Annotated in this window: 26 protein-coding genes and 2 pseudogenes; 14 read left to right on the forward strand and 14 right to left on the reverse strand. The window is 32.2% G+C overall.

The window, feature by feature from the left end:
• Nucleotides 1-15: 15 nt before the first annotated feature.
• From NSS74_RS09410 to NSS74_RS09435, 6 genes are read right to left on the reverse strand one after another with little or no spacing between them, the layout of a single operon-like run.
• Nucleotides 16-156, reverse strand: a complete 141-nt coding sequence (locus tag NSS74_RS09410; RefSeq protein ID WP_033716369.1) for a YrzI family small protein — start codon at nt 154-156, stop codon at nt 16-18.
• 26 nt (nt 157-182) lie between these two features.
• Complete coding sequence (locus tag NSS74_RS09415) at nt 183-326, reverse strand: YrzI family small protein (RefSeq protein WP_002142198.1); 144 nt, start codon at nt 324-326, stop codon at nt 183-185.
• Nucleotides 327-352: 26 nt separating this feature from the next.
• Entirely contained in the window at nt 353-496 is a 144-nt protein-coding gene (locus tag NSS74_RS09420) for a YrzI family small protein (RefSeq protein ID WP_002142196.1), read from the reverse strand.
• Between the two features lie 26 nt (nt 497-522).
• Entirely contained in the window at nt 523-666 is a 144-nt protein-coding gene (locus NSS74_RS09425; protein ID WP_340813450.1) for a YrzI family small protein, read from the reverse strand.
• A gap of 27 nt (nt 667-693) precedes the next feature.
• Nucleotides 694-837: a YrzI family small protein gene (locus NSS74_RS09430; protein ID WP_000142704.1), complete on the reverse strand. Its 144-nt coding sequence runs from the start codon at nt 835-837 to the stop codon at nt 694-696.
• A 27-nt stretch (nt 838-864) separates the two neighbouring features.
• Nucleotides 865-1,005, reverse strand: coding sequence for a YrzI family small protein (locus NSS74_RS09435; protein ID WP_340813451.1), 141 nt, complete (start codon nt 1,003-1,005; stop codon nt 865-867).
• A gap of 429 nt (nt 1,006-1,434) precedes the next feature.
• Here NSS74_RS09435 and NSS74_RS09440 point away from each other — a divergent pair.
• The 6 genes and pseudogenes from NSS74_RS09440 to NSS74_RS09465 all read left to right on the forward strand — a co-directional run bounded on the left by NSS74_RS09440 (nt 1,435) and on the right by NSS74_RS09465 (nt 5,293).
• Nucleotides 1,435-2,031: pseudogene (locus NSS74_RS09440) on the forward strand (DUF4825 domain-containing protein).
• Between the two features lie 164 nt (nt 2,032-2,195).
• On the forward strand, nt 2,196-2,573 hold the full coding sequence (locus NSS74_RS09445; protein WP_002142189.1) for a GntR family transcriptional regulator: 378 nt from the start codon (nt 2,196-2,198) through the stop codon (nt 2,571-2,573).
• The gene (locus NSS74_RS09450; protein WP_002142187.1) at nt 2,573-3,445 is read left to right on the forward strand and encodes an ATP-binding cassette domain-containing protein; all 873 of its coding nucleotides are present in this window, start codon (nt 2,573-2,575) and stop codon (nt 3,443-3,445) included. Before NSS74_RS09445 ends, NSS74_RS09450 begins: the two co-directional genes overlap by 1 nt.
• Nucleotides 3,442-4,113, forward strand: coding sequence for a DUF4052 family protein (locus NSS74_RS09455; protein WP_002142185.1), 672 nt, complete (start codon nt 3,442-3,444; stop codon nt 4,111-4,113). Before NSS74_RS09450 ends, NSS74_RS09455 begins: the two co-directional genes overlap by 4 nt.
• 35 nt (nt 4,114-4,148) lie before the next feature.
• Entirely contained in the window at nt 4,149-4,628 is a 480-nt protein-coding gene (locus NSS74_RS09460) for a CcdC family protein (protein ID WP_002136841.1), read from the forward strand.
• Nucleotides 4,629-4,783: 155 nt separating this feature from the next.
• Nucleotides 4,784-5,293 (forward strand): 2'-5' RNA ligase family protein, encoded by a 510-nt coding sequence (locus tag NSS74_RS09465; protein ID WP_002142184.1) that lies wholly within the window; start codon nt 4,784-4,786, stop codon nt 5,291-5,293.
• A gap of 15 nt (nt 5,294-5,308) precedes the next feature.
• Here the strand turns inward: NSS74_RS09465 and coaW are convergent, their stop codons facing one another.
• The 8 genes from coaW to NSS74_RS09505 form a co-directional block, all read right to left on the reverse strand.
• The gene (gene coaW, locus NSS74_RS09470; RefSeq protein WP_002142183.1) at nt 5,309-6,130 is read right to left on the reverse strand and encodes a type II pantothenate kinase; all 822 of its coding nucleotides are present in this window, start codon (nt 6,128-6,130) and stop codon (nt 5,309-5,311) included.
• Between the two features lie 27 nt (nt 6,131-6,157).
• On the reverse strand, nt 6,158-6,556 hold the full coding sequence (locus NSS74_RS09475; RefSeq protein WP_002142182.1) for a 3-hydroxyacyl-ACP dehydratase FabZ family protein: 399 nt from the start codon (nt 6,554-6,556) through the stop codon (nt 6,158-6,160).
• 55 nt (nt 6,557-6,611) lie between these two features.
• Nucleotides 6,612-7,811 carry an LL-diaminopimelate aminotransferase gene (locus NSS74_RS09480; RefSeq protein WP_002142180.1) on the reverse strand — a complete coding sequence of 400 codons (1,200 nt, stop codon included), beginning with the start codon at nt 7,809-7,811 and terminating at the stop codon, nt 6,612-6,614.
• A 175-nt stretch (nt 7,812-7,986) separates the two neighbouring features.
• Nucleotides 7,987-8,355, reverse strand: coding sequence for a hypothetical protein (locus tag NSS74_RS09485; protein WP_002142177.1), 369 nt, complete (start codon nt 8,353-8,355; stop codon nt 7,987-7,989).
• A 179-nt stretch (nt 8,356-8,534) separates the two neighbouring features.
• Nucleotides 8,535-8,837: a hypothetical protein gene (locus NSS74_RS09490; RefSeq protein ID WP_002136836.1), complete on the reverse strand. Its 303-nt coding sequence runs from the start codon at nt 8,835-8,837 to the stop codon at nt 8,535-8,537.
• A gap of 165 nt (nt 8,838-9,002) precedes the next feature.
• The gene (locus tag NSS74_RS09495) at nt 9,003-10,205 is read right to left on the reverse strand and encodes an MFS transporter (protein ID WP_002065912.1); all 1,203 of its coding nucleotides are present in this window, start codon (nt 10,203-10,205) and stop codon (nt 9,003-9,005) included.
• Between the two features lie 294 nt (nt 10,206-10,499).
• On the reverse strand, nt 10,500-10,934 hold the full coding sequence (gene exsC, locus NSS74_RS09500) for an exosporium protein ExsC (protein ID WP_002142176.1): 435 nt from the start codon (nt 10,932-10,934) through the stop codon (nt 10,500-10,502).
• 170 nt (nt 10,935-11,104) lie between these two features.
• Nucleotides 11,105-11,257 carry a YqbF domain-containing protein gene (locus tag NSS74_RS09505; RefSeq protein WP_080001761.1) on the reverse strand — a complete coding sequence of 51 codons (153 nt, stop codon included), beginning with the start codon at nt 11,255-11,257 and terminating at the stop codon, nt 11,105-11,107.
• A gap of 483 nt (nt 11,258-11,740) precedes the next feature.
• On the opposite strand from NSS74_RS09505, the gene NSS74_RS09510 reads away from it, so the two are divergent.
• The 8 genes and pseudogenes from NSS74_RS09510 to NSS74_RS09545 all read left to right on the forward strand — a co-directional run bounded on the left by NSS74_RS09510 (nt 11,741) and on the right by NSS74_RS09545 (nt 17,453).
• Entirely contained in the window at nt 11,741-12,097 is a 357-nt protein-coding gene (locus tag NSS74_RS09510; protein ID WP_002142175.1) for a hypothetical protein, read from the forward strand.
• A gap of 205 nt (nt 12,098-12,302) precedes the next feature.
• The gene (locus NSS74_RS09515; RefSeq protein ID WP_002142173.1) at nt 12,303-13,088 is read left to right on the forward strand and encodes a class I SAM-dependent methyltransferase; all 786 of its coding nucleotides are present in this window, start codon (nt 12,303-12,305) and stop codon (nt 13,086-13,088) included.
• A gap of 69 nt (nt 13,089-13,157) precedes the next feature.
• Nucleotides 13,158-13,346, forward strand: coding sequence for a DUF3970 family protein (locus NSS74_RS09520; protein ID WP_002065918.1), 189 nt, complete (start codon nt 13,158-13,160; stop codon nt 13,344-13,346).
• Nucleotides 13,347-13,423: 77 nt separating this feature from the next.
• The gene (locus NSS74_RS09525) at nt 13,424-14,389 is read left to right on the forward strand and encodes a nucleoside hydrolase (RefSeq protein WP_002142172.1); all 966 of its coding nucleotides are present in this window, start codon (nt 13,424-13,426) and stop codon (nt 14,387-14,389) included.
• Nucleotides 14,390-14,513: 124 nt separating this feature from the next.
• Nucleotides 14,514-14,756, forward strand: a complete 243-nt coding sequence (locus tag NSS74_RS09530; RefSeq protein ID WP_002013368.1) for a GlsB/YeaQ/YmgE family stress response membrane protein — start codon at nt 14,514-14,516, stop codon at nt 14,754-14,756.
• 92 nt (nt 14,757-14,848) lie between these two features.
• Nucleotides 14,849-15,244 (forward strand): hypothetical protein, encoded by a 396-nt coding sequence (locus NSS74_RS09535; protein WP_002084959.1) that lies wholly within the window; start codon nt 14,849-14,851, stop codon nt 15,242-15,244.
• Nucleotides 15,245-15,452: 208 nt separating this feature from the next.
• A complete protein-coding gene (locus NSS74_RS09540; protein ID WP_002142171.1) occupies nt 15,453-15,599 on the forward strand; it encodes a hypothetical protein in 147 nt (48 codons plus the stop codon).
• 538 nt (nt 15,600-16,137) lie between these two features.
• Nucleotides 16,138-17,453: pseudogene (locus NSS74_RS09545) on the forward strand (IS3 family transposase).
• Nucleotides 17,454-17,634: the final 181 nt, after the last annotated feature.

The raw sequence follows: 17,634 nt of genomic DNA on the forward strand, positions 1-17,634 counted from the left end.
CCTTTCGAATAGGAATTACAGGTGACTACAATAATGACTTTGTCGTTCTTTTACATTGTCCATCGACTGTTCAATTTGTCGGTCATGAAGTATATCAGACTCAGACAGTTTATTTTTTTGAATGGTAATAGTTAAAAAAAATACTCTGAATTTCATTGGATTTTTACCCCTTTATAATTTATTTAGTAAAGACGGTTGTAATAAGAGGACCGGCGCTCTTTTACTTCGTCCATAATGTTTTTAATTTGTTGTTCACGAGAAATTTCATCTTTTGAAAGTTTGCGTTTTTGAATGGTAATCGTTAAAAAGAAAGCCTTAAATTTCATTAGGATATTGCCCCTTTATAATTTAATTAGTAAAGACGATTGTAATAAGAGGACTGACGCTCTTTTACTCCGTCCATAATATTTTTAATTTGTTGTTCACGTAAGATTTCAGCTTTTGAAGATTTACGTTTTTGAATGGTGATAGTTAAAAAGAAAGCCTTAAATTTCATTAGGATATTGCCCCTTTATAATTTAATTAGTAAAGACGATTGTAATAAGAGGACTGTCGTTCTTTTACTTCGTCCATAATATTTTTAATTTGTTGTTCACGATAAATTTCAACTTTTGAAAGTTTACGTTTTTGAATGGTAATCGTTAAAAAGAAAGCTTTAAATTTCATTAGGTTATTACCCCTTTTAAAAAAAAGTTAATACATTTGTGTATAATATGAACTTTTAATGTCCGTTATTTTATCCATAGTTTGTTTTAATTGTTGTTTACGAAAGATTTCAGCTTCAGATAAAGTTTTTTTCTGAAGTGCAGTCGTAAAAAAGAAAATATGAAAAGTCATAATCGAATTCCTCCTTTCGAAAAGGAATTACAAGTGATCGCAATAATGTGCTTGGCGCTCCTTAACACGATCCATTGCTTTTGCAATTTGCTCATTATGAAGAATTTCAGCTTTGGAAAGTGTATTTCTTTGAATCGTAATACTTAAAAACAATACGTTAATAGTCATCGAATGTTGCTCCTTTCTTAAAAAAATAATGTAAGAGACTAAAAAATCGCATAAAAAAACCACAGGAAGGTATCGTTCTCCTATGGCTAGGCGTGAAAAAGCCACAGGAAAGTATACGACCTCCTGTGGCGAATTTATGAATTAATAGAAATAAAGTACGATTTTCAATTCTCCATTAGGGTGGTCGAATTCATATTTAATTGTCCGAAAAACACAAGTGCAGTTAACGCTAAAGTTAAAGCATGTAATTGTAATTTCATCATTTCCTTCGACCTCCTTTTAGAATATTTTTCTTACGTTAGTAAGTATATACAATTAATGGATAATTGTAAACATAAAAAGTGAAAATTTTTAATTTTGATTAAAATGCGTATATTTAAAAGGATACATTGTATGGATTGGATAATAAATAGAACGTGGGGGTGTCTAATGAAGTATATGAATAGAATAGCAGGTGTTATGCTAACAATTTTTATATTTGGTACTGCTTGTTCTAATGGGGAACAAATAAAAGAAATACCACATATTGAACCTGGGGCTTTTAAAAAATATACAGGGACATACGTTGGGAATAATTCCGACGTGTTTGCGATTGTTAAAAACTTACCTGGTGGTGAAACAGTTCAAAGTTTAAATTTAGAAAATGAAAATATTAAAGTGGAATATGGTGCAAAAGAGAATGGAAATCTTACAGAAGAAATGATTGAGACGTATTGGTTTGATGGGAAGGATACGATGAAGAAGAATTTTCTCTTTAATGCTATTTATCTTGCAGTTTTAGTACCGAATGCGAAAGGGTAGGAGTTTCGGGTTGAAAATCAAAGTTTTGCATTGAAAAGAGAAGAACTTTTACCCATACTCTATAAAGAATTTAATGATTTGCCAAAGGATGATCTTATATGGAATAGGGGAATCGTAATGAACTTCTTTTACGGCAATCAAAAAAAAATAGAAAAGCTAGTTAATAATAAAGATTTTCGAAAGCAATTTTTTGATGGACATCCTGTACGGGAATCTAAGTTATAGGGAGGGAGATGGGGTTATTTCATGATTGAAAATACGAACATTTTTAAAGGGAGTCATTCATTATCGAATGACTCTTTTTCGATGAAAATTATGGAAAAAAATATAACGATGTGCTATGGTTAATTACATAAGTAATGAACCTATGAACTTAAGGTGGTGAAATCGTGAAACCTACTTTAGAACAAAATAAGTTAATATACATACAAATTGCAGAAACCATTGAATCTGATATTTTAAAAGACATATTGCTTGAAGAAGAACAAGTTCCATCGACAAATCAATTTGCGAAGATGTTACAAATTAATCCGGCTACAGCTGCAAAAGGAGTAAATCTACTAGTGGATGAGGGGATTTTATATAAAAAGAGAGGGATCGGGATGTTTGTTACAAAGGGAGCAAAAGAAGTCGTACTAAAAAAAAGACAAAATACTTTTATGACCGAGTATTTACCTAAAGTGTGGGAAGAAGCAAAAGTACTAGAAATATCAAAAGACGAATTGATGGACATGATACACAAAATTATGAAGGAGGGGAAAGAGTAATGTTTGCACTTGAAACGAAAGATTTAACGAAAAAATATAAAAAGAAACTAGCTGTAAATGAAGTAACAATTTCATTGGAAAGACATAAAATATATGGTTTGCTTGGAAGAAACGGAGCGGGGAAAACAACATTATTAAACCTTCTTGCAGGACAAATTATTTCAAGTAGTGGAAGTGTATCTATATTTGGCGAAAATGTTTTTGAAAATAGTAAAGCGATGCGAAGCATTTGTTTTGTTAGAGTGAAAGAAGAAGCGCCTTTAAGTTATAAAGTAAAAGAAATTTTTAAGTTATGTAACATGTTTTATAAAAATTGGAATCAGAAGTACGCTGAAGAACTGGCAGGTAAATTTCAGCTTAATATGAAAGAGAAATATCATAAATTATCACACGGAATGCAAACAGTGGTAGGGATTATTCAGGGCCTAGCAAGTAGGGCACCAATTACAATTTTTGATGAACCAACTACTGGTTTAGACGCAGCACATCGCGAGTTATTTTATAGTTTACTATTAGAAGATTACGGTGAGTATCCTCGAACAATTATATTATCAACACATTTAGTAGAAGAAGTAACCCATGTTATTGAAGACGTAATTATCATAAAAGAAGGAAGACTAGTTGTTCAATCATCGGTGGAAGATTTATTACAACAGGGGCATATAATTTCAGGGAAAAAAGATAAAGTAGATGCGTTTTCGATTAATAAAAAAGTTATAAATCGAGAAGTTTATGGAAATAAGGGCATTGCTGTTATATGGGAAGAATTTACTAATGAAGATTATTACTCTCTTGAAAAAGAAGGATTAGCAGTTGATGAAATTACATTACAAAAACTATTTATTCACATAACTGGTGGTGAAGTGAAATGACGATGTTAATGAAGCAGTTGAAGTTACATATAAATTTTCATTATAAGGCAATTTTAATATTTTGGATCGCAGCTTTATTAATAAAAGGGGCTATGAATGCTGTTAATTTATATGGAATGAAAATTGGTTATTTACCTGAATTTATCAATAATCCTTCTATAGCAATTATGATGTTTATAATAGGGAGTACTTTCATCATACAAGATGATTTATTTCGTTTAGCCATTTCATTTGGTGTGACAAGGATACAATATTTTATCGGAGCGATTTGTTATATTGTACTGCAATCCGGACTATTTTCATTACTTCAAGTAATGTTTTTACAAGATATAAAATATAATATGGGGAATGCTAGTTTTGGAGAACTATTAGCACAACAGTTTATTTTACAATTTTTATTTTATGTTACGACAGCATGTTTCTTTCAAGTAGTAGTTGTTTTTAAACAACGATTTAAGTGGATCGGTTTTATGATTGGTGGAACACTTTTTTTAACAACAAACAGTGTGCTTTATGGTGAGGTAGGAATAAAAGATTTATTATTTACAAGCGATCTATCTTTAATAGATATTCCCTATTTTACTGTGATTTCAATTGGATTAACCATTCTATATATCATAACTAGTAGTATATTTATTCGTAAAGTTTCATTTGAGCAAACGGTTTAAAATATTGTTAGATTATTATAGAAAGAGGGAAGACAATGGGAGATACTTCTTCACTAATAACCGTCTTTTTATGCGTGGCACTGCTAATTTTTTGGCGACGATATCGTTCTATGTATAAGCCGATAAAGGGAACGGGAAAACGTATTTTGTGGCCATTACTATTTTTAACACCGGGTATTTTATTGTTTTTTGGTCCAGTACATCCAGCTATATTACAAGTGACTATAGCAGCATCCATTGGGGTGATTTTCGCAATCCCACTTATATTTCTAACAAACTATGAACGAAGAGAAGACGGAAACATTTATACGAAAAAAAGTGCTGCCTTTTTAATTACTTTTATCGGAATTGTTATTTTAAGATATGGTTCAAGACAATATATTGTTGACTTAGATCAGCAAACAATAGGTTTATTATTTTACGTAGTTGCAGTATCGTATATTATTCCGTGGAGAATTGCTTGTTATATAAAATTTAGGAAAGTTTGGCGCGGGAATAGTAATCATGTGATATAAAAATAAAAACTTCTCAAATGAGAAGTTTTTATTTTTATATGCAAGTGGTGCTTTTTACTATTTTTTCTGTAAAAGGGAAATGATTTGTTGAAATGAAAGGTACCATACAATATGATAAATATAAAAAAATTTGATGGAAAGTAGAGGATATAAAAATGCGTACAATTCTACTGTTTTTACATAACATGCCCATTGATGAAATAGAAAGTATGAGAGAAAAGTATGATCCTTTATTTGGATTAATTCCTCCTCATATAACAATTGTATTCCCGTTTGAAAGTTCCATTTCGAATGATGATCTGAAATTACATATTCTGAATGTGTCCAAAGGGATTCATACGATTGAAATTGAGTTTGCTAACCGGATAAGTAGCAAGGGAGAGTATCTATTTTTGGAAGTTGAAAGAGGGAAAGAAAAAATAGAAGAATTGCACGATAGATTGTATACAGGTCATTTACTACAATTTTTTAGAACGGATATTCCATACATACCACATGTAACAGTGGGGAGAAAACATAGCACAGAGTTAGCGGCTGAAATAGCGAAGGATATTCCTAGTTTTCATGAGAAGTTGAACTGTGTAATCAATAGAATTAGTGTGGAACGAATTGGTGAGAATGGGGAATCAATTATTGAATTTGAAGTACCATTGCAAAAAAGCTGACAAAAGTCAGCTTTTTTATTTCATACCATGAAGTAAAGTACCAATCGCACCACTATAACCGCCGTCTTGTAAAAAGACAGGTATTTTGTTTTGATATTCTGTATAGCTACTTATAATATTTTGAAGATGTACGTTATTACATAGAGTAGAACCGATGTAAATGATATGGTCAATGTTTTTTGCTTCGGCGAATTGAAGGCTTAATGCTGTGACGACTTCACCGACAAGTCCTTGAACGGTAGCTAGTATATCTGAACTACTATAATTTGAGTCTGTAATGGTCGCTTTTCCGAAATTGCTAGCAGTTAAGTTATTATCAAGAGGGGAGAGAATCCCGCCATAAATATCTCCAACTGTAATATCTAGACTGTTTCTTGAACCAATTTTCGTAAGCGGAATCACGTCTTCAAAATGATCTATATTTGTTAATAGTTTTGAAAGACCCATAATAGTACCACCGCCAACTCCAGTTCCACCAGCGCGAACATATTGTTTGTCGTGAACATAGTGAATGGAAGTACCTGTACCGATATTTGTTAGTACAAAGTTGTTTATAGCACGTTTTTCTTCTTTTAGTATGTATCGTACTCCTGCTAAAGTAGCTTCAAACTCGTTTAATTCTACTATTTTATATGAACTTGAAAGGAGTTGTTCTAACTGTTTAGCTTTACCACCTGTAATGCATAATTGTGTAATTGAATTATTATTATGAAGCCATTCTTTAATTCTTTCTTGTTCATATGAATAAAATTTTTCAAAAACTAATTTGTTCATTTCGTTAAAGTAAGCAATTTTTGTTAATGTTCCCCCAGCATCAATACCAATAACATTCCGCATTTCCCTACCCCTTACTATGTAATCTGTTTAATCAGCTTGATATATTAATAGCTTTTCAATGGTAACGATTGATTGACCGTTTACAGAGGCAATTCCTTTCCCAAGAACAAAACCTCGTCTGTTACGTGTTAATTCATAATGTAAGTCAAGTTTATCACCGGGATACGCATTTTCATGAAATTCCACCCCATCTAAAGAGGAGAGGAAACCAAGTCCTTCAGATTCACCTGTACTTACAAAAGCACTAAGTTGAGCCAGTGCTTCTACAATTAGCATATGAGGCATATAGTTTTGATTTTCATTAATAAACCACTCGTTATTTGTGATCAGTTTGTATCCTGTAGCTGATTGAGATTCTTTAACGTTTGTAATTTTATCAATCATAAAAAATGGATAGCGATGGGGAAGAGTATCTTTAATATTCATATCGTACCTCCAGGAATAATAATACCCCTGCTAAAGTTAAGCAGGGGAGTTATTATTAATTCTTAACTAATTCTTCTATTTTTTCAATAGAGAAAATACCGCTATTTTTAATGTTTTCAACTGCTTCTTGTAATACTACTTTATCTTGAACAAGTGCAATACGTACAAAACCTTCGCCATGAGGACCAAATGCATGGCCTGGTGTGACAACGACATTTGCACGATCCATAAGTGCATAAGCGAACTCTAGCGAAGTCCATCCTTTCGGAATTTCAGCCCAAACGAACATACTTCCAGCTGGTTTATCGACATTCCAACCGAATTTGCGGAATCCGTCCACTAAAGTATCTCTACGTTCTTGGTAAATTCTACGGTTTTTTTCGCAAAATGCAGCGCCGTGTCGTAATGCAGCGGATGCAGCTTTTTGAATTGGTAAAAACACACCGTAATCTGTATTAGACTTGAATTGCGTAAGCGCGCCGACAATTTCTTCGTTACCAATCATATAACCAATACGGCTACCAGCTAAACTATAACTTTTAGATAAAGAATTAATTTCAACGCCAACTTCTTTTCCACCAGGTACAGATAAGAAGCTAATTGGCTTTTGACCATCAAAATAAAATTCAGCATAAGCAAAATCATGGACAACGATAATATTATGTTTTTTCGCGAATGCGATTACCTTTTTAAAGAAATCTTCATGTGCCATTGCTGGAACTGGATTTCCTGGGAAGTTCAAAATCATCATCTTTGCTTTATTGGCGATTTCTTCAGGGATAACTTCTAAGTTAGGTAAGAAATCATTTTCTTTTTTTAATGGCATGTAGTAAGATGTTGCACCGGCCATTTGAATGCCTGTTTCATAAGCTGTATATCCTGGATCAGGAACTAGTATTATATCTCCTGGATTTGCAAAAACCATAGGTAAATGAACGAGCCCGTCTTGTGAACCCATTAATAATAAAACCTCTTTTTCAGCATTTAATTTAACGTTATGAGTGTTATTGTAATATTCAGTTACAGCTTCGTGAAATTCTTGAATACCAGTTAATGTATATCCGTAGCTTTCTTTTTCACTCGCAGTATGTACCATAGCTTCTCTCACAAAATCAGCAGGAGGCATATCAGGATTCCCGATACTTAAATCAATCATTTTATGACCTGCTGCAATTTTCTCTTTTTTATAGGCCCCTAATTCACTAAATATAGAAGATTGGAATGCTTTCATTCTAGTTGCTAAAGTGTAAGTCATCAAAACCCCTCCTAAAAACAGTGTTTTCTTTCTGTATTTTTAATTATTCTGAAAACACATGTTTACATTTTATCATTTTTTTATGAAAATTAAAACGATTGACAAATTTAGAGGGAGGATAGTAAGGAGGAAATAAAAATAACGCAGAAAATATTTTCCACGTTATAAATGACAATTATTTGTTTGTTTTTTTGTATGTACATGTTTTTTCAGTTGTAAAAAAGTATACATTTAATTTATTATCGACAACTTTTAAAGATTGATCCGATGTAAACGAGTTACCATAATCAATACGATACAAGTTAGAATTTTTAACAAACGATCCTTTAAATAAATCCTCTTTTTTATTTGTTGTTTGCATTTCCACTAAATTGTGAACAACCTTTTCTTTCTTTTCTTCTTTTACAACTGTTTCAAATTTATAATATACAGGGCATTCACCTTTTTTATTATCAATGACTTCCCAAGAGCCGTATATATCATTATTGCTACATCCACTAAGTAGAACGATTAATATAGGGAAAATAAATAGAAACTTTTTCATTGTGTACTCCTTTCTTATTAGTTTTTATAAACGTGCGAATACGATAGGAATATTGTAAAAAATAAAGTTTAAATTTTTATAAAGAATTATTAAATTTCACATAAAAATTTGGAGAAAGGTGAGATTTTCAAAATAAAAAGGCATGAATCTAGTGTAATGCTAGATTCATGCCTAGTTCTCTATCTTATGTTATGTTTTTTGAGGATAAATGAAGCGGAAAGAAGAATGACAATTCCATTTACAATATATACATTTACAATAACGAAGACTAGGTTAGCTGCTCCCAAACCACCTTTATCGAATATAGAGGTGAATGCTGTAGTAGTCAAAAAGATAATGGGAGTTAACAATAAAAATAGGAAACCTGCAACAATCCTTCTTTTAAAGTTATTTTGAGATAAGGAAATGGCTAAAAAATTAAGGACACCAAACATGATCAATGAAAAAAGAAGGATAATTAATAATTGGATGCCATCAGACATTTCCACAGCTCCTTTTTGAAAAATCTATAATTTATTTTATTCGAAAGTAGTAGGAGATAATCCTTTAAATATTTGAACTACATAAAGAGAATAGATTTTAATCCTTGAAATTCAAAAAGAATGGACCCAGTAAAATACGGGATCCATTCTTAAGAAGTATTAGTTTTATAAATTCGCAGATTGCGACGTTTGTTTTTCAAATCGTTTCTGTTTAGATAAGGAAATAAATATAATTACCAATGAAATGACTCCGAAAATTAGAACCATATACTGTAATCCAATCGTATCTAAGAAGAAGCCTGTGCCGAGTAAGACAATTTGGAACATAACTCTTTCAAACATATTACGGAATGAGAAGAGACGTCCGTGATAGCTTTTTTCGACTTTCGTTTGGAAAATTGTCGACATAATAGGGAAGAAGCAACCAACACTAAATCCAAACAAACCAAATGAGGCAAGTGCCATCCATTTAATATCGCTAAAGAACAACGAAAGGTGTGCAAAAGCGGTACAAAATGCGAAGAAGTATAGTAACTTTTCAGGTTTGAAATGATCAGATAAACGTTTAATAACGAATGCACCTAACATAAACGCTACACCTTCAATTGTATATATGAATCCTTTAATTGTTGGGTCATGTTGCATTTCGCTAATGTTAATAACCATTAAATTGAATCCAGCTATAAATAAAAGAGGGATAATACTTAATATAAGTGCTTTAAAAGCAATAGGGATTCCTTTTAAAATACGAAATACTTCCATAAAACTATTATCTTTAGCTGATTGTTTACTTAATGTAGCGGATTTTTTATCTTCAAATTGTAGGAAGAAAGTTGAGAGGAATAATAAAGCGTATGCTGCCATTGAGAAGGCATACATATACTGTAAACTCATTACAACTAAAAGAATTCCACCTAGTGAAGTACCTGCAATACGAGCGATTGTACCGATATTCATATGTACACCGTTCATCTGTAATAGCTCATGCTCACTAACGATGAGTGGGATTACAGATTGTAATGCAGGGAAATAAAATGCCGCTGAAATTTGAAGTGCAATCATAAAAGCAATCATAAATGCGATACTTTCATATTGAATAGCGAAAAACATGAAAATAACACTAATCACACGACCAAATCCAGCGTAAAGAAGAACCTTCTTTTTTTCATACTGATCAATAACACGCCCAGCCATTGGACCAACTAGAACACCAGCTAACAGTCCGATAAATAATATAACGGATTTCATAAAATCAGAAGGGACGTATTTTTGCATAAATTCAAGATTACCAAGAATACCAAGCCATAACCCTAGACCAGCAATAAACTCCCCAATTAACACAATCCAAACATTTTTATTACGCCACATAATGTAAAACCTCTCCGTCTTTTAAAATGAAAAACTCGTATATAAAACCTCCTTATTTTATGTATTATTTTTAACGAACTTTTTTAGAGTCAGAGTCTATATTACGTGTTTCATTAATGGATTTCAATCTTTTTGATTTGTAAAAAAATGATGAATTAAGTGATACAATGGGTAACTAAAAATACAAAAAATTCACAAGTAAATTCAAAGGGAAGGTAAGTGTGGGGAAAATAAAAAAAAGTAAGAACGCAGATAATACGTCTTACTTTTCTCAAAAAACCAAAATAGATTAAATTAGCAACACTTATGATCTTGTCCAATAGCTAAACCGCTAAAAGACAGAGGACCAACAATGTCTGCACTTGCACCACTAGTAAGGTTTTCTACAGTTAATGAATACTCGTGAGTCCCGCAGCTAACATTTTGATCTATAGCTTGAAATGTTTGCGCGTAAAATTGCTCAGAATCTGTAGATTCAATCCCTACTTGAGCGTTGAAGATTTCTGTATTGTCACGGAAAATTCGGAATAAAACTTGTGAAATCTCAGTTATACCTTTAACCCCAACTGTAGCAATTAATTCTACTCGATTATTACGTGAATCTCTTCTTGAAATTTTTAATTTAATACTTGCTAGAATTGCTTTTTCTGGGGAATAGGGAATTACAAAAGTTGTTTCACCTGTTTTATTTAAAGGTTGAGTAGCTTGATAATCAATGATATGAGTCATATTCGTCACCTCCTCATATACTAAAATATGAAGGTAACGATGAATTAGCTTGAACATATACTATAAGATTTTAAGAGAATTGAGGAGTAATGTTGAATAAAGGGAGATAATATAAAAGCATCAAGAAAAAATCCCAATTATGAGAGTCATTTTTTGATGCTTTTCATACTTTAGGCAGAATATTCTTCTTTACGTACTTCGAAGAATTCATTCCGGCGTAAGTAATTAAAAATTTTTTCTGAAACCTCTTCTTCATGAGACACTAAGAATCGATGATCAAAAGCATAGAAAGATTGACCTTTAATTAATTTTACGTAGTATATTTTACACGCCTCCTTTAAATTAGGATTCTTAAATACTTTATATTATGATGACCTATCTGGTTGTTAATAATACTTAAAGTTTCAAAGGGGAGAAGTATAAAATTAAAAAACATTGAAATAGCTTACAAATCTGTAATGTTTTTGTCACCTTTGCCGATAGTTAAAATTAACCAATATCTCCTATACTACAAATAAGTTCCATAAAACAAGGGGGTAGAAAGATGGAGGAAGTAATTGGAGAAGTTGTAGCAGGGATTTGTGAATTTGTAGTTGAAGTTACGCTGGATGTTTTAGGAGATTTAGTTTCCGGAAATGATGAAGAGAAAGAAACATTATAAAATTTGTAAAAAGTTTAAAGATAAGCAATGTGTAAAAGTTGATTTCTAAAGGGAAGTCAGCTTTTATATTTTTTACACTATATTAATAATATTTAAATATTCATCTGTTATGATGTTGGTGAAACCAATAAAGGAGCTGATCGATATGAATATGCCTAATTCTAGATGTGATGTACCTGATTCAAGTACGATTGTGGTGAATATAAATGAAAAGGAATATCACTTTATTGTTCGTATACATCCACTTGCAGGAAAGATGATAGCGCTATTTGAAAATGGGAAAGAATATGGTTTAATTGATAAGCAAATCGCTAGTAGGGATAAATTTATTAGATCAGAACTTACTAAGTTGGAGCATTTCAACATAGATATTCTTTATAATAGTCCTGGGTGGATATGGATTGGCATGGATCAATATGGATTGCATGCAAGAGAGGCTACTAATAGCGAAGTAGAAGTTCTTGTGAAGTTACAGGGGGATATAAGTTATTTAGATATGTAAGAAGATTCTCAAATATAAGAGATACTTTCTGGGGTTGTGGGATAAGTTCCCATAACTTTTTTTGTTTTGTACTTAAAAATAACAAAGTAAAATTTTTTTGATAGAAGGACTCTAATACAAGAGGCGAGCCTAAAAGAGGATTTGAAATTATATAAAGAGCACTTATAAATTAAATATAATACTTTATAGAAAGAAGATGATAAAAATGAGTAAAGAAGAACTTGTGAAACAACAATTTGGTAGTAATGCAGAGAAGTATGTGAAAAGTAAAATTCATGCAAAAGGACTGGATTTACAATATGTAGTTCAGCAAGTTGAAACTCGTCATAATATTCGTCTTCTTGATATTGCTACTGGTGGCGGACATGTTGCTAATTTGTTAGCCCCAATGTTCAAAGAGGTAGTCGCTCTTGATTTAACAGAAAAAATGTTAGAAAAAGCAAAAGGTTTTATAGAAGGGAACGGACATGAAAATGTATCATTTGTAGCAGGACATGCAGAAAGGTTACCATTTGCTGATGAATCCTTTGATACAATTACATGCCGAATTGCAGCACATCACTTTGTTGATCCTTTGCAATTTATTTTTGAAGTAAATCGAACGTTAGAAGATAATGGGTTATTTATATTAATTGATAACGTTTCACCAGAAAATAATGAGTTTGATACATTTTATAACTTTATCGAAAAGAAGAGAGATCCAAGCCATGAACGAGCTTTGAAAAAAACAGAATGGATTACTTTATTAGAAAAACATGGTTTGCAAATGCAGTCATGTCATACTTTTGACAAGAAGTTCGATTTTGATTGGTGGTGCGATATGATGGATGTTCCTATGCAAAAACGTGTAAAGTTAACAGAGTGTATGATGAAAACATCAAATGAAATGCAAGAATTTTTCAAAATTCAATTTGAAAACAATAAAATAGAATCGTTTTATACTGAAATGGCACTGTTCGTATGTAAAAAAAGTTCAACATTAAAAAGATAAATTTCTTGCAGTCTTTCTGATGTACGATATACTTAGTACAGAGAAAATGAGAATTGAGGAATAGTAATAATGATTCGTGTACGTATTGAGGGAACTGAGGAAGAGATGCTTGAATTTTTAGAGAAAATGCCTGACATTCCTGGGTTTGAAAAAACACATATGAGAGAACCAAGAAAAGGGAATAATCCGAAATATGATTCAAGCAAAAGTATACTAGCATATTTATCTTATAAAAAGATTGAAGTCGCCAATAAATAGGCGGCTTTTTTAATTATCTCTGTTTCACCACCTTGTCTTTTTCGCATAATAATGATAGTAGATTATGCTGGAGAGGGGTGAGGAAAGTTAATAAAAAAATAATCTTTTTCGGAGATTTTGGTATTGATGATGCAGTGACGTTAATTTATGCGAATAAAACATGCAAATTAGATATTATAGGTATCGTTGCAGAGTATGGAAATGTATCAAGAGAAATTGTTACGGAAAATGTTTATTTTTTAGAAAGATACTATGCTACAAAAGTGAAGATTATTGAAGGTGCCAGTAGACCAATGACAGCTGAAGAACCTTTGTTTTTCCCTGAAATTCATGGGGATCACGGTTTAGGTCCAATTATTCCACCTAAAATGAGAATTTGTGACAGAGAAAATTTTTGTGAATTGATTAAATTAATTGAGCCTTGTCCAGAAGATATTATTATAGTCGCGACGGGACGATTAACAACACTTGCAACATTATTTTTATTGTACCCCAATTTAATGAATCGAGTATGTTCTTATTATATAATGGGCGGTGCTTTTCTATTTCCGGGAAACGTTACACCTGTATCAGAAGCTAATTTTTACGGCGATCCAATTGCCGCGAATATCGTTATGAAATATGCGCAGAATGCTACAATATATCCGTTAAATGTAACGCAGCGTGCTCTTATTACCCCTGAAATGGTCGATATTATTGCTAAAGAAGGAACAGGGCAGGCGAAACTCATAAAGCCAATGATCGATTTTTATTACGAGAACTTTTACAAAAAAGAATATCCAGGTATTGCTGGGAGTCCGATTCACGATTTACTTCCGTTCATTTCATTTATAAATGATGATATTTTTGAATATAAAAAATCAGCAGTTTGGATTAGTACGACGAATGATGTAACGAGAGGTCAAAGTGTTGCAGATTTTAGAAAAATAGCTGAGCCAACGACGTTTGATAATCGTCCTATACAAAAAATTGCCGTTGAATTTAATTATCAAGCGTTTAAAGACGAATTTATGAGAACAATATTGAAGCCAGATTGTCCTTAAAAGGGTGAGCAGATTTGAATGATTTTCATAAGACGAATAACTTACGAAAAATGTAACATAACTAATGGTAAGCAATTGTTTCTGATTATAATTTTTATTGGTCAATTATAAAGGAGGAAATGATATGATTTGGTCTTTAATCGTTGGTGGTATATTAGGATGGTTTGCAAGTTTAATTACTGGGAAGGATGTACCTGGCGGTGTAATCGGTAATATTATTGCAGGTATTGTCGGTTCTTGGCTTGGTACAGCGTTACTTGGTAAATTCGGACCTGTTATAGGCGGATATGCGATTGTTCCGGCTTTAATAGGCGCGATTGTTTTGATTTTCATCGTAAGCTTTATATTCCGCGCAATGCGGAAATGAATACAGGGGACTGTTTACATTTGTAAGCAGTCCCTTTGTATTATGTTGTCTAATCTGTTATGCTACTGTTATACAATCAGGAGGTGTCAGCATTGAAATCATTTACAGTAAATTTTCATCAAGAGGATAATGCAAAGGCAACAACAGTACATAAATTAAGTGAAGAGGACTTCGAGAAAGCAACAGAAAAAGGTACTCGTCATCTATTTGATTTAGATACAAACGTTGGTTTCTTCGTATTCTTTGATGCTGAAGATACAGAAGGAAACGAGCAATACTTAATGTTACAATATGAAGGAGATCATGAAGAACCAAGTGCTTGCTACGGATTTGATTTGAAATTGTTCTATCAATTTTTAGCACTATACTTAAATGATCTTGAATTCCAAGGTGAGACAAATGAAGAAGAGGAAGAAAATGGTCCAATTCATCATTTAGCACACTTACTTTACCATATCGTTGAAGATGGTAAATCAATCGAAGTGTAAAAATACATATTTGAAGCTGTCCTTTAATAGGGCAGTTTTTTAAATTTTATTAAAATATAATTCCAAGTGCCGTTCCCTCAAGCCCTATAGGTTAAACAAGTTGAGATTGGAAATTCAATCTTTTCGGGGAAATTGTTTATTCCCTCCATGTTTCAGTCGCAACACTTCTGTTATAATTAGCGTAATTAAATTCATGGAGGCTATATCTATGCTCGTAGATGTAAAACATTTTATAAAAGCAGCAGGATTAACTGTTATCACATCGTTAAGTGGAGACAATACATTTGCTCACAATTTTGAAACTGTAAAAAGTACTTTTTCTACATATTTAAAGAAGTTAAGATTCACCTCTTGATTTCATTTTTAGAGCAGTATTTAATAGTAGATTTATAGGCGATTGGAAATTCGGAATACGTATAGTAAAATGAGGTTGTAAGACAGGGGTTAAAGAACAAGAATTCGGGTGGTTCTGATTCTCGTTCTTGTCATATTATTAGGTCCTTGAAAAGTCTTGGTTTGGTCGCCAAGGCTTTTTTATGTTTAAGATAGGAATAAAGCAGGTGGTACAAGTGTTAAATTACTGTCCTATTTTAGTTTTTAGGATTATGATGAATGCTTTGATTTACATAACAGAAAATAGATTTCTGGTAGCGACAAATGGTTTGATTAAATTCAAGAACAAAAGGGAAAGATTTATCTTTCTGTTAACAAGTAAAACAGTCTTTTACTGAGTAAAGGGTTCTGTAACAGGTTAAATCTAAAGAAGTTATTGATTGAAAATAAAAAGCATGACAATTTTAAAATGTACCCTATAGAATAGACACTGAAAAAAAGTCTATTCTATAGGGTATTTCTTGTATAATGAGAGAAAATTGGAATCGGAGAAGGTTAAAATGACAAAAAAGCTATTTACAGAAAGAGACATTCAAATTCTATCAAATAACCCATATATAAAATCTGTAAGTCAGAAAGGTATCACTTATACAGATGAATTTAAGCGTATTTTTATTGAGGAGAATGCGAAAGGGAAAACTACCCCGAAATATTTTTGAAGAATGTGGTTTTTTGATATAGATATGATTGGAATGAAACGAATTATCATCAGGAAGTAGATGGCGTGCTGCTGAAAAACCAGTTATGTTTGGTTTACGAGATACACCAAGCAGGAGAAGGAACTCTTGAGAAGGCTTACGTTAGAAGAAAGTATGCTCGTTTAAAGCCGAACAACGGAACTTACTAAAGGCAGAAAATGAATTGTTAAAAAAGATCAAACTTATGGAAGGGAGGATGAAGGAAATAACGTTATCACCTAGTCAGAAATATATCTGATTTTTCTGTCATCATAAAAAGTATAACTTAAGAAATATGGTGAGTTACTTGTGTAGTAGCTACGGAGCCATCGTTCGGATACTATAATTATTTTCCATTTCATCTCAAGAACAACGGAAACAAAAGAACGATCAAGATGAAATCGTGAAAAATCATATTAAAAGCACTTCGATTTAGAAATCGAAAGAAAGGGGCTCGTCAAATAAAAATGACATTGGCGGGTCATTTTCAGGGGTTTGTCTACAATTTAAAAAAGCGTATCCGTAGAATCATGAAGAAATATGAGATTGTCTGTCCGATTCGGAAAGCAAACCCTTATAAAGAATGAAAGCTTCAAAGAACATCAGTGAGTGCCGAATCAATTAAATCGAATTTAAACAAAAACACCAGGAAAAACACTTCTTACAGATATCACTTATTTAGTTTACGGTAAGAATAAAAGAGCTTATTTATCTACAATTTTAGATAGCTCAGCCAATGAAATTTTAGCTTACCGCTGTTTCAAGAACAGATGACATTGGACATCATCAACAACAGCTTCTTCATAAACTAAAACGGAATAAGAGGATTCGATTGACTAACGGTGCATATATTCATTCAGATCAAGGAGCCCACTACACAAGCCCTACCTACCAAAAATTAGTCAAAAAGCTAAAGCTCGGACAATCTATGTCAAGAAGGAAACTGTTGGGATAACGCTCCGGAATCATTTTTTGGTCATCTGAAAGATGAAGCACATATAAAACCTTGCGAGTCTTTTACTGAGTTGAAACAAGAGATTAAGAAATATATGACGTACTATAATCACTATAGATATCAATGGAATTTAAAAAAGATGACTCCTGTTGGATACAGAAATCATCTCCTTGATGTTGCCTAACTTTTTCAAAATGTCCTTTACAAAGGGTACAGATTATTTTATGTCGTGCTTTTATTTATATACGTCAAATTTAAATACTATAAGTGTACGTGATTTATGAACTAGTTTAACACATAACTTTACATGTGCCACAGTAGAAAATACCTTACTTTATTTATATAAGAAAGATTTCTTAACCTCA

It is taken from the genome of Bacillus sp. FSL E2-8868, from assembly GCF_038005505.1.
Lineage (GTDB): Bacteria > Bacillota > Bacilli > Bacillales > Bacillaceae_G > Bacillus_A > Bacillus_A mycoides.

What these genes read in the sequence shown, in the direction of transcription:
- NSS74_RS09410 (WP_033716369.1), bottom strand. Translation starts at nt 156, where the DNA reads ATGAAATTCAGAGTATTTTTTTTAACTATTACCATTCAAAAAAATAAA.
- NSS74_RS09415 (WP_002142198.1), bottom strand. Translation starts at nt 326, where the DNA reads ATGAAATTTAAGGCTTTCTTTTTAACGATTACCATTCAAAAACGCAAA.
- NSS74_RS09420 (WP_002142196.1), bottom strand. Translation starts at nt 496, where the DNA reads ATGAAATTTAAGGCTTTCTTTTTAACTATCACCATTCAAAAACGTAAA.
- NSS74_RS09425 (WP_340813450.1), bottom strand. Translation starts at nt 666, where the DNA reads ATGAAATTTAAAGCTTTCTTTTTAACGATTACCATTCAAAAACGTAAA.
- NSS74_RS09430 (WP_000142704.1), bottom strand. Translation starts at nt 837, where the DNA reads ATGACTTTTCATATTTTCTTTTTTACGACTGCACTTCAGAAAAAAACT.
- NSS74_RS09435 (WP_340813451.1), bottom strand. Translation starts at nt 1,005, where the DNA reads ATGACTATTAACGTATTGTTTTTAAGTATTACGATTCAAAGAAATACA.
- NSS74_RS09450 (WP_002142187.1), top strand. Translation starts at nt 2,573, where the DNA reads ATGTTTGCACTTGAAACGAAAGATTTAACGAAAAAATATAAAAAGAAA.
- NSS74_RS09455 (WP_002142185.1), top strand. Translation starts at nt 3,442, where the DNA reads ATGACGATGTTAATGAAGCAGTTGAAGTTACATATAAATTTTCATTAT.
- NSS74_RS09460 (WP_002136841.1), top strand. Translation starts at nt 4,149, where the DNA reads ATGGGAGATACTTCTTCACTAATAACCGTCTTTTTATGCGTGGCACTG.
- NSS74_RS09465 (WP_002142184.1), top strand. Translation starts at nt 4,784, where the DNA reads ATGCGTACAATTCTACTGTTTTTACATAACATGCCCATTGATGAAATA.
- coaW (WP_002142183.1), bottom strand. Translation starts at nt 6,130, where the DNA reads ATGCGGAATGTTATTGGTATTGATGCTGGGGGAACATTAACAAAAATT.
- NSS74_RS09475 (WP_002142182.1), bottom strand. Translation starts at nt 6,556, where the DNA reads ATGAATATTAAAGATACTCTTCCCCATCGCTATCCATTTTTTATGATT.
- NSS74_RS09480 (WP_002142180.1), bottom strand. Translation starts at nt 7,811, where the DNA reads ATGACTTACACTTTAGCAACTAGAATGAAAGCATTCCAATCTTCTATA.
- NSS74_RS09485 (WP_002142177.1), bottom strand. Translation starts at nt 8,355, where the DNA reads ATGAAAAAGTTTCTATTTATTTTCCCTATATTAATCGTTCTACTTAGT.
- NSS74_RS09490 (WP_002136836.1), bottom strand. Translation starts at nt 8,837, where the DNA reads ATGTCTGATGGCATCCAATTATTAATTATCCTTCTTTTTTCATTGATC.
- NSS74_RS09495 (WP_002065912.1), bottom strand. Translation starts at nt 10,205, where the DNA reads ATGTGGCGTAATAAAAATGTTTGGATTGTGTTAATTGGGGAGTTTATT.
- exsC (WP_002142176.1), bottom strand. Translation starts at nt 10,934, where the DNA reads ATGACTCATATCATTGATTATCAAGCTACTCAACCTTTAAATAAAACA.
- NSS74_RS09510 (WP_002142175.1), top strand. Translation starts at nt 11,741, where the DNA reads ATGAATATGCCTAATTCTAGATGTGATGTACCTGATTCAAGTACGATT.
- NSS74_RS09515 (WP_002142173.1), top strand. Translation starts at nt 12,303, where the DNA reads ATGAGTAAAGAAGAACTTGTGAAACAACAATTTGGTAGTAATGCAGAG.
- NSS74_RS09520 (WP_002065918.1), top strand. Translation starts at nt 13,158, where the DNA reads ATGATTCGTGTACGTATTGAGGGAACTGAGGAAGAGATGCTTGAATTT.
- NSS74_RS09530 (WP_002013368.1), top strand. Translation starts at nt 14,514, where the DNA reads ATGATTTGGTCTTTAATCGTTGGTGGTATATTAGGATGGTTTGCAAGT.
- NSS74_RS09540 (WP_002142171.1), top strand. Translation starts at nt 15,453, where the DNA reads ATGCTCGTAGATGTAAAACATTTTATAAAAGCAGCAGGATTAACTGTT.